Origin of the sequence: Microbacterium sp. Mcb102 (assembly GCF_024519805.1) — a bacterium.
In the GTDB taxonomy this organism is placed as follows: Bacteria; Actinomycetota; Actinomycetes; order Actinomycetales; family Microbacteriaceae; genus Microbacterium.
Window position 1 is genome coordinate 71089 of record NZ_JALJRG010000003.1, and the last position, 12565, is coordinate 83653.

General features: G+C 69.9%; 14 protein-coding genes. 4 read left to right on the forward strand and 10 right to left on the reverse strand.

The features are described from left to right. The 5 genes from OC372_RS09280 to OC372_RS09300 are packed head-to-tail and all read right to left on the reverse strand — an operon-like array spanning position 1 to position 4724. Positions 1-450 carry a nuclear transport factor 2 family protein gene (locus OC372_RS09280; RefSeq protein ID WP_262001640.1) on the reverse strand — a complete coding sequence of 150 codons (450 nt, stop codon included), beginning with the start codon at positions 448-450 and terminating at the stop codon, positions 1-3. Beyond that, positions 447-1193 carry a hypothetical protein gene (locus OC372_RS09285; RefSeq protein ID WP_262001641.1) on the reverse strand — a complete coding sequence of 249 codons (747 nt, stop codon included), beginning with the start codon at positions 1191-1193 and terminating at the stop codon, positions 447-449. The genes OC372_RS09280 and OC372_RS09285 overlap by 4 nt, the downstream gene beginning before the upstream one ends. A gap of 57 nt (positions 1194-1250) precedes the next feature. Next, complete coding sequence (locus tag OC372_RS09290) at positions 1251-2972, reverse strand: cytochrome b/b6 domain-containing protein (RefSeq protein ID WP_262001642.1); 1722 nt, start codon at positions 2970-2972, stop codon at positions 1251-1253. Between the two features lie 2 nt (positions 2973-2974). Further along, positions 2975-3946, reverse strand: coding sequence for an electron transfer flavoprotein subunit alpha/FixB family protein (locus OC372_RS09295; protein WP_262001643.1), 972 nt, complete (start codon positions 3944-3946; stop codon positions 2975-2977). 1 nt (position 3947) lies between these two features. Continuing rightward, positions 3948-4724 carry an electron transfer flavoprotein subunit beta/FixA family protein gene (locus tag OC372_RS09300; RefSeq protein WP_262001644.1) on the reverse strand — a complete coding sequence of 259 codons (777 nt, stop codon included), beginning with the start codon at positions 4722-4724 and terminating at the stop codon, positions 3948-3950. A 173-nt stretch (positions 4725-4897) separates the two neighbouring features. On the opposite strand from OC372_RS09300, the gene OC372_RS09305 reads away from it, so the two are divergent. The 3 genes from OC372_RS09305 to OC372_RS09315 are packed head-to-tail and all read left to right on the forward strand — an operon-like array spanning position 4898 to position 6031. Further along, positions 4898-5434 (forward strand): MarR family winged helix-turn-helix transcriptional regulator, encoded by a 537-nt coding sequence (locus OC372_RS09305; protein WP_262001645.1) that lies wholly within the window; start codon positions 4898-4900, stop codon positions 5432-5434. A 1-nt stretch (position 5435) separates the two neighbouring features. Beyond that, positions 5436-5591, forward strand: a complete 156-nt coding sequence (locus tag OC372_RS09310; RefSeq protein WP_262001646.1) for a hypothetical protein — start codon at positions 5436-5438, stop codon at positions 5589-5591. Beyond that, entirely contained in the window at positions 5588-6031 is a 444-nt protein-coding gene (locus OC372_RS09315; RefSeq protein WP_262001647.1) for a YdeI/OmpD-associated family protein, read from the forward strand. The genes OC372_RS09310 and OC372_RS09315 overlap by 4 nt, the downstream gene beginning before the upstream one ends. Before the next feature lie 97 nt (positions 6032-6128). On the opposite strand, the gene OC372_RS09320 is transcribed toward OC372_RS09315, so the two are convergent. From OC372_RS09320 to OC372_RS09335, 4 genes are read right to left on the reverse strand one after another with little or no spacing between them, the layout of a single operon-like run. Then, positions 6129-6905: an enoyl-CoA hydratase-related protein gene (locus OC372_RS09320; protein WP_262001648.1), complete on the reverse strand. Its 777-nt coding sequence runs from the start codon at positions 6903-6905 to the stop codon at positions 6129-6131. 28 nt (positions 6906-6933) lie between these two features. After that, positions 6934-7839: a 3-hydroxyisobutyrate dehydrogenase gene (gene mmsB, locus OC372_RS09325; RefSeq protein WP_262001649.1), complete on the reverse strand. Its 906-nt coding sequence runs from the start codon at positions 7837-7839 to the stop codon at positions 6934-6936. Then, on the reverse strand, positions 7836-9041 hold the full coding sequence (locus tag OC372_RS09330) for an acyl-CoA dehydrogenase family protein (RefSeq protein WP_262001650.1): 1206 nt from the start codon (positions 9039-9041) through the stop codon (positions 7836-7838). The genes mmsB and OC372_RS09330 overlap by 4 nt, the downstream gene beginning before the upstream one ends. A gap of 38 nt (positions 9042-9079) precedes the next feature. Then, entirely contained in the window at positions 9080-10582 is a 1503-nt protein-coding gene (locus OC372_RS09335) for a CoA-acylating methylmalonate-semialdehyde dehydrogenase (RefSeq protein ID WP_262001651.1), read from the reverse strand. A 418-nt stretch (positions 10583-11000) separates the two neighbouring features. Between OC372_RS09335 and OC372_RS09340 the strand changes: the two genes are divergently transcribed. Further along, complete coding sequence (locus tag OC372_RS09340) at positions 11001-11585, forward strand: antibiotic biosynthesis monooxygenase (protein WP_262001652.1); 585 nt, start codon at positions 11001-11003, stop codon at positions 11583-11585. Positions 11586-11607: 22 nt separating this feature from the next. On the opposite strand, the gene OC372_RS09345 is transcribed toward OC372_RS09340, so the two are convergent. Continuing rightward, the gene (locus tag OC372_RS09345) at positions 11608-12501 is read right to left on the reverse strand and encodes a LysR family transcriptional regulator (RefSeq protein WP_262001653.1); all 894 of its coding nucleotides are present in this window, start codon (positions 12499-12501) and stop codon (positions 11608-11610) included. Positions 12502-12565: the final 64 nt, after the last annotated feature.

The following is a 12565-nucleotide window of genomic DNA, read 5'->3' on the forward strand; positions in this document are numbered from 1 at the left end:
TCAGCGGGCCAGCAGCTCCCGGGCGGCTCCGTCTCCGTCGAGCAGACGGTTGCGACGGCGCTGCACCCGCCATCCGTCGGCCGTGCGGCGCAGCTCCCAACGGTTCGCGCTGACCCTTTCGCCGATCCAGCGCTCGCCCTCGCGCAGCATCACGACCGAGTGCGTCACCGCCACGGCGTCGTCGCCGTCGATCTCGATGCGCGGCGCGGAGACGATGTGCGCGCACCCGCGGCGCATGTACTCCACGTGCGTCGGGATCGACACGAGCGAGCGGATGTCGTCGGCCCCGAGCACCGTGTCATCGAACTGATAGGTGCCGCCCGGTGCCCACAGCGCCGCGACCGCGTCGGCATCACCGGAATCCGCAGCGGGGCCGTACCGCGCGATGAGATCGGCGATCTCGGCGCGGTCCTCCAGCACCTGCAGGCGCCGCTCCAGCGCCTCGCTCACCAGTCCTGCCAGGGGATGATCGTCTTCACCGGGGTGGACAGCATCCGCTCCCCCGCCTCGGGGAAGCCGTCCTCGACCGCGCGGAGCCGCGGGGTCACGTCGGCGGGGTCGTCTTCCAGGTACACCAGGCGGATGCGGATGCTCCCGGGCGGATCCGCCGGCGTCTCGTCGAACGGCAGCGATGAGTGCCGCTGCGGGTGGCTGTACGAGAACGTCCAGGCTCCGGCCACGCCGTCGACGTCGAGCAGAGCGGGGATGAGCTCGCGGTCCTCGCGACGGTGCGCCTCGTGCGTCTCGCCCCCGTGCGGATCGGTGAACCGGGTCGCGGTGAGGTGGATCCCCCGGTGCGGACGGTAGGGCAGCACCTCCGGGTCGACCAGCGCCCGCGCGGCGGCGTACCCCTTGACCGGACGGAAGAACGCCAGCATCGGCCGGTGGATGCCGGGGATCAGCGGACCGCGCCCCCACTGGAACGACGCCTCGCCGAGAGCGTCCCAGGCTGCGACCGATTCGTCCACGGGATCGCGGAACCAGTACATGGCGACGAAGTCGACGGCGCCGGAAAGCGACCCGTCGGCGAGCTCGGCGTATTCCGGGCGGACATCCCACCGGTCACCCCAGGCCACGCCGGGGAGCGCGAGGTTCTCCGGACGATGGTCGAGCTGATGCCACCGGTTGTAGTCCCCATGCAGCGAGCGGTCGTCGAGGCGGACGAAGGAGAAGAAGGCGAGAGGCGCGAACACCTTTTCAGTCAAGCGTTTGCTTGGTTAGGTGTCAACACCCTCGTGGAGGAATCCTCCTCAGCGCCCCGAGACCTTGCCGAACACCTTCGCGATCGGCGCGAGCACCAGCGGGCGGGCGGCCACCCAGGCGAGCGCGATCACCACGAGCGAGAGGATGAACACCCAGAACCCGGTCCAGGTGGCCGCATCCTGCGACGCGAACATGTGGTTCAGGTTGCGCAGGAATCCGGTGAGCATCACGAGCGCGACGTGGGCGATGATGAACGCCACGAAGTACAGCATGATCGGGAAGTGCAGCGCACGCGCCCACTCCACCGGGTACGCCTTGGACAGCTTCTCGGCCTTCTTCGGCCACAGCCCCGACATGCGGAACCCGGTGATCGCCGCCAGCGGCGCCGCGATGAACACGGTCACGAAGTACGCGAGCTGCTGCAGGCTGTTGTAGTTGTTCCAGCCGTTCTCGTGCGGCCAGTCGAACGAGATGTACTGCAGGGCCGCCGACAGCGCGTTCGGGAAGACCTCCCAGCTCGTCGGCACGATCCGCACCCAGTGCCCGGTGACGAACAGCAGCACGACGAAGATCACGCCGTTGACGAGCCACAGGATGTCGAGCGCCTGGTGGAACCAGAGATTCAGGCTGATCTTGCCCTTCGCGTTTCCGCGCGGCGTCCAGAACACCGTCGGCCGCTTCTCGGTGCGCACCTGCAGCCCCGAGCGGATGATCAGCACGATCAGGAACATGTTGAAGAAGTGCGCCCAGTTGACCCACGGCGCGAAGCCCGGCTCGACCGCGATCGCCGGCTCGTACTCGCCGGGGAACGCCGCGAGGAAGTCCTGCATGAACGGGAAGCTCAGGAGCGCCCGCACGAAGGCGATGGCGGCGCCCGCCAGCACCCCGAGTGCCGCGGCGCCGAACAGGACCGCGATCGCCTGCGGCCAGGTCGGACGCGGGCGACCCGACGACGGAGTCTCGGCGACGTGGCGCGGAGCGCGACCTCTCCAGACGGTACGAGTCCACGGCAGCGGGGTGTCGAGGTCGGCGAGGACCGGGACGACCAGGGCGGAACCGGCGGCCGGGGCGGCGGGTTCCGGGGCGGCGACAGGCTCGACGAGCGTGGCCGCATCCGCACCTTCGTCCGCGACGGATGCGGCGGGAGCCGCCGCGACGCCGGACAGGGCCGGCACGGTGTCCGCGGGCGGCCACGGATCTCCGCCGACCACACGCGGCAGACCGCGACGGACGTGGCTGGCGAAAACTGCCTCCACGCCTGCAGCCGGAGTCCCCTGCGGGCTGGGCGCAGCAGCAGCAGGGTCGGCGTCGGCAGCAGAAGTCGCTGTGGTCGTGGCCGCTGCGCTCGCGGTGGTCGTCGCCGCGGCGCTGGTCGCGGCCGGCGCGGGGACGACGGGCGTCACCTGCGGGGCAGCCGCGCCCGTTGCGGTCGCGGGAGCACCATCCGCCGGAGGCCACGGCTCGCCACCCGGAACGCGCGGCAGCCCGCGACGGATACGCGATCCACTACTCACCGCGGCGTCGACAACCGGAGAAGCAGCTGCGACAGGGGCACCTGCCCCCTCCGCATCGGCGACCGCATCGGTCGTCACCGTCGCGGCGACCGGTTCGACGACGGCATCCGCGACCGGTGCGACCGACGATTCCGCCACGGCATCCGACGATGCATCATCCGACACCACCGCATCCGACACCACCGCATCGGCGGGCGGCCACGGCTCCCCGCCCGGCACGCGCGGCAGACCGCGTCGCAGCATCCGCGTCGCCATGACTACTTCTTCCGCGCCTCGAGGGCGGCGATCACCTTCGGGACCACCGCGAACACGTCGCCGACGATGCCGAAGTCGGCGACGTCGAAGATCGGTGCCTCCGGGTCCTTGTTGATCGCGACGATGTTCTTGGAGGTCTGCATGCCCGCGCGGTGCTGGATCGCACCCGAGATGCCGAGAGCGACATACAGCTGCGGAGACACCGAGACGCCGGTCTGACCGACCTGGTGCGACTGCGGGATGTATCCCGCGTCGACGGCGGCTCTGGACGCACCGACGGCAGCGCCGAGCGCATCGGCGAGCTCTTCGACGAGCACGAACTTCTCCTTCGACGCGAGGCCGCGTCCACCGGAGACGACTCGCGTGGCTCCGCGCAGCTCGGGGCGCGAGGAGGCGACCTCGACCGCCTCGACCGGACCAGCCGTCGCGGCGACCGCACCGGACGGGATGACGTCGAGCACCTCGACGGAGTGCGACGGCACGGCTTCGGCGCGCGCATCCACCGCGCCCTGACGCACCGTGATCACCGGAGTACCGAAGGTGGCAGCCGAGTCGACGAGGTACGCCCCGCCGTAGACGGAGTGGTGGGCGACGATCCCCTCATCGTCACGGGAGACCCCCACGGCATCCACCGACAGCGCGCTCTTCGTGCGCGCCGCGAAGCGCCCGGCGACATCGCGGCCGGTGATCGAGTTCGAGATCAGCACCGCATCGGGGCGCACCTGTGCGGCCGCGGCCTGCAGGGCATCCACGATCGGCACGGTGAGCACGGACGGGTCGTCGTCGGCGGTGAGCACGACGGATGCTCCTGCCGCAGCGGCCTGATCCACCGCGGCCGGGCTGCCACCGACGATGAGCGCCACGGGCGAGCCGATCGTCGAGGCCGCACCGATGAGCGCCGCCGTGCTGCTCGCGACGTAGCCGGACGGGTCGACGTCGATGAGGACGAGGATCGGGTTCTCGGACGAAGTCATCTCACACCAGCCTGTTCTGCACGAGGTACTCGACGAGCTTGTCGGCCGCGTCGCCTTCATCGGTGATCTTCACGCCGGCGGCGCGCGGGGGCTTCTCGGACACGGCGGTCATGATCGTCCGCGGAGCGGCGGACGGATCTGCCGAGACGTCGAGGTCGGCGAGCGAGAGCACCTCGAGGGGCTTCTTCTTCGCCGCCATGATGCCCTTGAAGTTGGGGAAGCGTGCATCGGGGAGCGCCTCGGTGATCGAGATCACCGCGGGCAGCGGGGCCGAGACGGGCTGCCCGCCGGCGTCGGCGGCGCGGGTGCCGGAGACCTCGGAGTCGGTGATCTCCACGGAGCTGAGCGCGGTGGCCTGGGCGAATCCGAGATGCTCGGCGAGCATCGCCGGGATGACGCCGCCGGAGCCGTCTGTCGAGAGGTTGCCGGTGATGACGAGATCGGGCGCGCCGCGGCGGATGGCCGCGGCCAGCACTTCGGCGGTGAGACCGAGGTCGGCGCCGGCGAGCTGTTCGTCGGCGATGTGCAGGGCCGATGCGGCGCCGATCGCGAGTGCCCGGCGCACCGAGGCGGTCGAGCCGGCGGGAGCCATCGACAAGGCGACGACCTCCGTGCCCTCGTTCTTGTCGGCGTAGCTGAGCGCGACCTCGAGCGCCCGCTCGGTGATCTCGTCGAGGACGACATCACCGGCCGCACGATCGGCGAGTCCGGTCTCGAGATTCAGCTTGCGATCGCCATAGGTGTCCGGCACCTCTTTGACCAGGACGAAGATCTTCATCGAATGCTCCTCACGACAGCCCGAGTCTATCCGCATCGGGCTCTATGTAGCCAAAAACGGAGGTAATCACGGTTCGGAGCCGCCGTTTCCGCCGACAATGTATACATACTCCACACTGCGGCGGCCGTGCGCGCCGCGGTCCCCCCACCCTCCCCCGCCGGTACCGTAGAGACGTGACCCGACCCCGCCCTCTTCCCGTGGACCCGCTCGCCGAAGCCAAGCGGCAGTGGCTCGCTCACGGATGGACGGATGCCGCCGACGGCATGGCCGTCGTCACCTCGGTCATGCGGGCCCAGCAGCTGCTGCTCGCCCGGGTCGATGCGGCGCTCAAGCCGTTCGCCCTCAGCTTCGCCCGGTTCGAGGTGCTGCGCCTGCTGGCGTTCAGCCGCGCCGGTCGCCTCCCCCTCTCGAGCGTGGTCGCCCGCCTCCAGGTGCACCCGACCACGGTGACCAGTACGGCCGAACGCCTGGTCCGCGACGGGCTCATCGCCAGGGAGCCGCATCCGCACGACGGACGCGCCGCACTCCTCGCACTCACGGATGCCGGTCGAGAGCTGGTCGAACGGGCCACCCGGGCACTGAACTCCGAGGTCTTCGCCGACCCCGGAATGAGCCGCGACGACGCTGCCGAGCTCGTCGCCATCGTCGCCCGCCTCCGCAAGGACGCCGGAGACTTCGCCGATCCGCGTCCGCAGCCCGACGCCCTCTGACATGGCACGGTTCACGCTCGAGACGGTCATCGCGGCCGCTCCTGCCGAAGTGTTCGCCGCGATGTTCCTGCGCGCGTACATGCGTCGGCTGATCCTGGAGCGCAACGCGATCCTGGCCGCGGAATTCGAGGGCCCCGGGCGTACGCTTTCGGCATGAGCGAACTGCGCTTGCACACCGTCCTCACCGGCCGTGGCCCGGCTGCGGCGATCCTGCTCAGCGATGAGCAGGTCGCGTCGCTCAGCGCGGGCAAGGCGTTCCCGGTCGCCGTAACGATCGGCGGACGCACGGCGCGTCTTCGTGTGGCCCGGATGGGCAGCGAGAACTTGATCGGCTTCAGCAAGGCCGTGCGCGCCGACCTCGGACTCGAGATCGGCCAAGAGATCGATGCTGTGATTCGCGTGGATTCGGCCGAGCGCACCGTCGACGTGCCTGCCGAACTCGCCACCGCCCTCGACGCCGACCCCGCGGTGCGCGCCGCCTTCGACGCGCTGTCGTACTCCGTCCGCAAGGAGCACGCCCGCTCGGTCTCCGACGCGAAGCAGGACGCGACGCGCGAGCGCCGCATCACGAAGATCGTCGACGCCCTCCGCGACTGAGGCGGTGCACAACTCCGCAAGAATCCTCGCGACGTGAGCGCCGAGGCGGCGCGGCGGCCAGCCCGACGACTTTTCTGAGGAGTTGTGCACGGGCGGATCAGCGGTTCCGGAAGTCGGGCGACCGCTTCTCCCGGAAGGCCGACATGCCCTCCTTCTGGTCTGCGGTGTCGAACAGCGCGGCGAAAGCCTGCTTCTCGTGGGCGAGACCTTCGGCCAGAGTCGTCTCCATCGCGGCGTCGAGTGCGGCCTTCGCGGCGTACACCGACGGGAGCGACTTCGAGGCGATCGTGTCGGACAGCTTCGTCGCCTCGGCGAGGAGATCGGATGCCGGCACGACCCGGGACACCAGCCCGGCGCGTTCCGCCTCTTCCGCTCCCATGAAGCGCCCGGACAGCACGAGTTCGGCCGCCTTGTAGTAGCCGACCGCGCGGATGAGTCGCTGCGTGCCGCCCATGCCGGGGATGACGCCGAGGTTGATCTCGGGCTGACCGAACTTCGCGTTGTCGGCGGCCAGGATGATGTCGCACATCATCGCCAACTCGCACCCGCCGCCCAGGGCGAAACCGGAGACGGCCGCGATCACCGGAGTGCGCACGGCGGCGAACTCGTGCCAGACGCCGAAGTGGTCCGTCTCGAGCATCTCCGCAGCGGACATGCCCTCCATCTCCTTGATGTCGGCACCGGCAGCGAAAGCCTTCTCCGAGCCGGTGACCACGATGGCTCCCACGCCCTCGTCGGCATCGAAAGCGACGGCGGCGGCGGTGACCTCCTCCGCAAGCCGGCTGTTCAGCGCGTTCAGCGCCTCAGGACGGTTCAGGGTGATCCACCCGACCCGTCCGCGCTGCTCGACCAGGATCGTCTCGTACTCGGTCATATCGCCCTCTCCGTCGAAGTACCGATCATCACACGACGCCGTCGCGGATGTCGGTGATGATGCCGGAGAAGTCCCGGGACGCACCGTCGCCGGCGGCGAAGGCGGCGTACAGTTCCTGAGCGAGCCGGCCCATGCGTGCGTCGGTCGAGGTCTGCTCGATGGCCTGCAGCGCAAGGCCGAGGTCCTTCGCCATGAGCGCCCCCGCGAAGCCGGGCTGATAGTCGCGGTTGGCCGGGCTCGTGGGCACGGGCCCGGGAACGGGACAGTTCGTCGTGATCGACCAGCACTGTCCGGATGCCTGCGAGACGACGTCGAACAGCGCCTGGTGCTCGAGCCCGAGCCGCTCCCCCAGCACGAAGGCCTCGGCGACGGCGATCTGCGAGACCGCGAGCACCATGTTGTTGCAGACCTTCGCCGCCTGGCCGAGCCCGGGACCACCGCAGTGCACGATGCGTTTGCCCATGATCTCGAGCAGCGGGAGCGCTGCCGCGTAGTCCTCCTCCGACCCGCCGACCATGAACGCGAGGGTGCCGTTCTCGGCCCCCACGACCCCGCCCGAGACCGGGGCGTCGACGTTGCGGTGTCCCGCGGCGAGCGCCAGTGCGTGGGCCGCGCGGGCCTCGTCGACCGCGATGGTGGACGACTCGATGAACAGCGTGTCCGGTCGCGCCGCCGCGAGCAGTTCCGTGCGATACGCCTCGATCACATGCCTCCCCGCGGGGAACATCGTGATGACGACATCGGCGTCGGCCACGGCATCCGCCCCGCTCGCCGCGACGGGGATGCCGGCCGCCTGCGCCGCCTCGATGGCCGCGGGGACGAGATCGAAGCCGTGCACCTCATGGCCGGCGGCGACGAGGTTCTTCGCCATCGGCAGACCCATGTGTCCGAGGCCGAGAAAAGCGACGACCGCTTTCGAGGACGACACGGTCATGATGCGCTCCGCATCTGGTCTCCGCCGCTGCGCTGGAGGGAGCTCGAACCCGCGGGTCGCAGCATCTCGCGTCCGACGATCAGTCGCATGATCTCGTTCGTCCCCTCCAGGATCTGGTGCACCCGCAGGTCGCGGACGACCCGCTCGATCCCGTAGTCCTGCAGATACCCGTAGCCGCCGTGCAGCTGCAGCGCCCGGTTGGCGACGTCGAAGCCGGCGTCTGTGGCGAAGCGCTTGGCCATCGCGCAGCGCATGGTGGCGTCGGGTGCCTGCTCGTCGACGGCCTGGGCGCCGTCGCGCACCATCAGCCGGGCGGCGTGCAGTTCGGTGCGCATGTCGGCGATCGCGAACAGGATCGACTGCTTCTCGGCGAGCGGCTCGCCGAACGCGACCCGCTCGTGCACGTACCGCACCGCCTTGTCGAGTGCCCACTCCGCGCCGCCGAGCGAGCAGGCGGCGATGTTGAGGCGTCCGCCGTTGAGCGCCGACATCGCGATCGCGAACCCCCGCCCCTCGTCGCCGAGCATCGCGGATGCCGGGACACGGACGCCGTCGAAGATCACCTGGCGGGTCGGCTGCGCATGCCAGCCCATCTTCTTCTCGAGCGGGCCGAAGCTCAGCCCCTCGGCGTCGCCGGGAACCAGGAATGCGCTGATGCCGCGGGCACCGGGCTCCCCCGTGCGGGCCATCACGACGTACACGGCGGCCTCGCCGGCACCGGAGATGAACTGCTTCATCCCGGTGAGCACGTAATCGTCGCCCTCGCGGACCGCACTGGTCGCGACGTTGGCGGCATCGGAACCGACACCCGGCTCGGTGAGGCAGTAGCCGCCGAACTCCTGCATCGCGGTGAGCTGCGGCAGCCAGGTCTCGCGCTGCGTGTCGTCGCCGTAGGTGTCGATCATCCACACGACCATGTTGTGGATCGAGATGTACGCGGCGACCGCCGGGTCGCCCTTGGCGAGTTCCTCGAAGATCGCGACGGTGTCGCTGCGACTGAGGCCGGCACCGCCGAAGTCCTCGCGCACATAGATGCCGCCGAGCCCCAGCTCTCCGCCGCGATTCAGCGACTCGCGCGGGAAGAGGTGCTTCTCGTCGCGCTCGGCGGCGAAGGGGGCGAGCTCGCCCTCGGCGAACTCGCGGACGGCGCTGAGGATCGCCTCGCGCTCCTCAGCGGTGGTGGTGACGGTGGTCATGGTCATCATGTGTCCTTGTGGGATCTCGTGCCGGGACGTGGGGATCAGTGCATGGTGGGGATGACGAAGCTGGCTCCGTCGCGGATGCCCGCCGCGGGCCAACGACTCGTCACCGTCTTGGTCTTCGTGTAGAAGCGGAAGGCGTCGGTGCCGTGCTGGTTGAGGTCGCCGAAGCCGCTGCGCTTCCAGCCGCCGAACGTGTAGTAGGCGATCGGGACGGGGATCGGGACGTTCACGCCGACCATCCCGACCTCGACGCGTGCGGCGAAGTCGCGGGCGGCATCGCCGTCGCGGGTGAAGATCGCGACGCCGTTTCCGTACTCGTGCTCGGATGCCATCCGCAGCGCCTCTTCGTAGTCGGCGGCGCGGGCGATCACCAGCACCGGGCCGAAGATCTCCTCGCGGTAGATCGCCATGTCGGTGGTGACGTGGTCGAACAGGGTCGGTCCGAGGTAGAAGCCCGCCTCGTGCCCCTCGACGACGAATCCGCGGCCGTCGGCGAGCAGCGTCGCACCCTCGTCGACACCCTGCTGGATGTAGCCCTCGACCCGCTCGACGGCCGCCCGCGTGACCAGAGGTCCGTAGTCGACATCGGTCGCGAGAGAGGGTCCGATACGCAGTTGCGCCACACGCTCGGTGAGCTTGGCGGCGAGAGCATCAGCCGTCTCCTGCCCCACTGGGACCGCGACCGAGATCGCCATGCACCTCTCGCCCGCTGAGCCGTAGCCGGAACCGATCAGCGCGTCGACGGCCTGGTCGAGGTCGGCATCCGGCATCACGATCATGTGGTTCTTCGCGCCGCCGAAGCACTGAGCCCGCTTGCCGTGCGCCGTCGCGGTCGCATAGATGTACTCGGCGATGGGCGTGGAGCCGACGAACCCGACGGCGCGGATGCGGTCGTCGGTGAGCAGTGCGTCGACGGCCTCCTTGTCGCCGTGCACGACGTTGAGCACCCCTGCCGGGAGGCCCGCCTCGAGGAACAGCTCGGCGATGCGCACCGGAACGGAGGGGTCGCGCTCACTCGGCTTGAGCACGACCGCGTTGCCCGCGGCGAGCGCGGGGCCGGCCTTCCACAGCGGGATCATCGCGGGGAAGTTGAAGGGCGTGATCGCGGCGACCACCCCGAGCGGCTGACGCATCGAGTAGACGTCGATGCCGGTACCGGCACCCGTCGAGTACTCGCCCTTCAGCAGATGCGGCGCTCCGGCGGAGAACTCGATGACCTCGAGTCCGCGCTGGATGTCACCCTTCGCATCGTCGACCGTCTTGCCGTGCTCACTCGCCAGCAATTCGGCCAGCGAGGTCATCTCGCGCTGCACCAGGTCGAGGAACCGCAGCAGCACGCGGGCCCGCTTCTGGGGATTGGTCGCGGCCCACGCGACCTGCGCCTCTTCGGCGTTCGCGATCACGCGGCGCACCTCGTCGGCGGAGGCCAGCGGCACACGCGCCTGCACGGCACCCGTGCTCGGATCGAACACGTCGGCGAAGCGACCGGAGTCGGGGGTGAGAAGCGATCCGCCCACGAAGTGCGGGATAGTACGAGTCATTGTGTGACGTCCCTTCGTGCCGTCGTTGGCACATTGGGGAGTTTACTCGGAGGGCCGGACATTTACTAGGACGCCCTTGTATTTTCGTGTGGCGCGAGAATGCCGCGGACTGTGGTTGTTCGCGCCCCGTTCACCGCCGCGTCATCTCGCCCGGGTACAACTGCAGGTGCGCGGACAGAGACTCAGACCGGATCGGGTGTCACGTCTACCGCGCGCACGGTGAGCACTCTCGCTCCCGTCGCGGCGCCCACGCCGCGAGACCCCCGCCGAATCGGGTCGGCGGGGGTCCTCTCCGTCCGGGCCCGAAGCGGCCTGCAGCCCTCCGCATCCGAATTAGAATCGACGATGCGCTGCCACCCCTGGCGCATCCGCTTCGGCGTCCCGACCCCGGCCGCCCGTTCCCCCGAGGACCGCACCAATGTCCGAACCCCTCACCGTGTCCATCCGTCGCGAAGTCGACCCCGAGCGCATCGTCGAGGCGACCGCCTGGGTACAGACGGGCGTGAACCTCGCGACGAAGTACCCGGGCTTCCTCGGATCGGGCTGGGTCCGTGCCGGCGAGGATTCGCAGGTGTGGCACATGCTGTACCGCTTCGCGAGCGAGGACTCGCTCACCGCGTGGGAGCAGTCGGCCGAGCGGGCCTGGTGGCTCTCGATGGGCGAGGGCTTCGTGCGCAGCGAGCGCTCCAAGCGGCGCACCGGGATCGAGGGCTGGTTCGATGAGCCGACGACCGGAACCATCACCCTCCCGGCAGCCGATGGCACCACCGCGACGGTCACCGTCGCCCCCGCTCCGCCGCGATGGAAGCAGGCGACCTCGATCTGGCTGGGCTTCTTCCCCGTGAACCTCGCATTCACCTACGCGATGAGCCCCGTCCCCGGATGGAACGAGCTGCCGATCTGGCTGCGCGTGCTCGTCACAACCCTCGTGCTCACGCCGATCATGGCGTACTGGGTGCTCCCGTTCGTCACCCGCTCGCTGCGGAACTGGCTCGCGCGCTGAAGCCCTCCCTGGCGCCCGGCAATCAGGCGACGGCGGCTCGAAGCGCCCGATCGATCTCGGCGACGGCATCGGTGAGGGGACCGGGTCGGCGCACCACATAGAGCGTGTTGATCGGCGGATCGTCGGTCTCTCGCAGCACGACCAGCCGCCCGTCGGCGAGCTCCTCGCTGATCAGGTAGGTCGGCAGCACGGTCACCCCCGCGCCAGCGACGGCTGCCGCGGCGAGCGCCCGCAGGTCGGGAACGATCAGCGCCGGTTCTCGGTCGAGCCGCACGCCGAACACGTGCCGCCAGTACCGCCGCAGGATCGGTACATCGTGCGCGTAGGCGAGAAGCGGGACGGACTCGAGGTCGCTCGGCGCGATCGCGGCCCGGGGCGCGAGCCCGAGGGACGGCGCGGCGACGAGGACGAACTCCTCATCGACGAGAGCGGCAGCCGGAAGTGCGCGCCCCTTCGGGCGGACGGCGGAGACCACGAGGTCGAGGCTGCCGGTGCGCAGGTGCTCGAGCAGCTCGTCCGCCAGCCCCGTCGTCACCGCGATCCGCCGACCGTCGGCGACCATCGATGCCAGCGCCCGCATCCCCACGCGTTCGATGAACTCCGCCGCCCCGCCGATGCGCACCGGCGGCGCCTCTGCGGGTGGCGGGTTCCCGAGCGCCAGCGCGAGCGCGTCGAGGGGGCCCGAGAGGCGCGCGGCCAGGTCATCCGCTCGCGGCGTGGAACGGATGCCCCTGGCGTGCCGGACGAACAGCGGTGCACCCACGCTGCGCTCCAGCGCCTGCAACTGGGTCGTGACGGATGACTGCGCGAGCCCCAGCGTCCGGGCTGCCGCAGAAACCGACCCGGACCGGTGTGCGGCGAGGAACGTCCGCCAGAGCGCGAGATCGCGCAAGCCATCGTCATTCCGATCGGTCATATCGAGAATGTATCGGAATCGGTGACGATGAGGGGCGGTTGTCCCCCGTATCCGCATCCCACGG

What these genes read in the sequence shown, in the direction of transcription:
- OC372_RS09290 (WP_262001642.1), bottom strand. Translation starts at nt 2,972, where the DNA reads ATGGCGACGCGGATGCTGCGACGCGGTCTGCCGCGCGTGCCGGGCGGG.
- OC372_RS09295 (WP_262001643.1), bottom strand. Translation starts at nt 3,946, where the DNA reads ATGACTTCGTCCGAGAACCCGATCCTCGTCCTCATCGACGTCGACCCG.
- OC372_RS09300 (WP_262001644.1), bottom strand. Translation starts at nt 4,724, where the DNA reads ATGAAGATCTTCGTCCTGGTCAAAGAGGTGCCGGACACCTATGGCGAT.
- OC372_RS09310 (WP_262001646.1), top strand. Translation starts at nt 5,436, where the DNA reads ATGGCACGGTTCACGCTCGAGACGGTCATCGCGGCCGCTCCTGCCGAA.
- OC372_RS09315 (WP_262001647.1), top strand. Translation starts at nt 5,588, where the DNA reads ATGAGCGAACTGCGCTTGCACACCGTCCTCACCGGCCGTGGCCCGGCT.
- OC372_RS09320 (WP_262001648.1), bottom strand. Translation starts at nt 6,905, where the DNA reads ATGACCGAGTACGAGACGATCCTGGTCGAGCAGCGCGGACGGGTCGGG.
- mmsB (WP_262001649.1), bottom strand. Translation starts at nt 7,839, where the DNA reads ATGACCGTGTCGTCCTCGAAAGCGGTCGTCGCTTTTCTCGGCCTCGGA.
- OC372_RS09330 (WP_262001650.1), bottom strand. Translation starts at nt 9,041, where the DNA reads ATGACCATGACCACCGTCACCACCACCGCTGAGGAGCGCGAGGCGATC.
- OC372_RS09335 (WP_262001651.1), bottom strand. Translation starts at nt 10,582, where the DNA reads ATGACTCGTACTATCCCGCACTTCGTGGGCGGATCGCTTCTCACCCCC.
- OC372_RS09340 (WP_262001652.1), top strand. Translation starts at nt 11,001, where the DNA reads ATGTCCGAACCCCTCACCGTGTCCATCCGTCGCGAAGTCGACCCCGAG.
- OC372_RS09345 (WP_262001653.1), bottom strand. Translation starts at nt 12,501, where the DNA reads ATGACCGATCGGAATGACGATGGCTTGCGCGATCTCGCGCTCTGGCGG.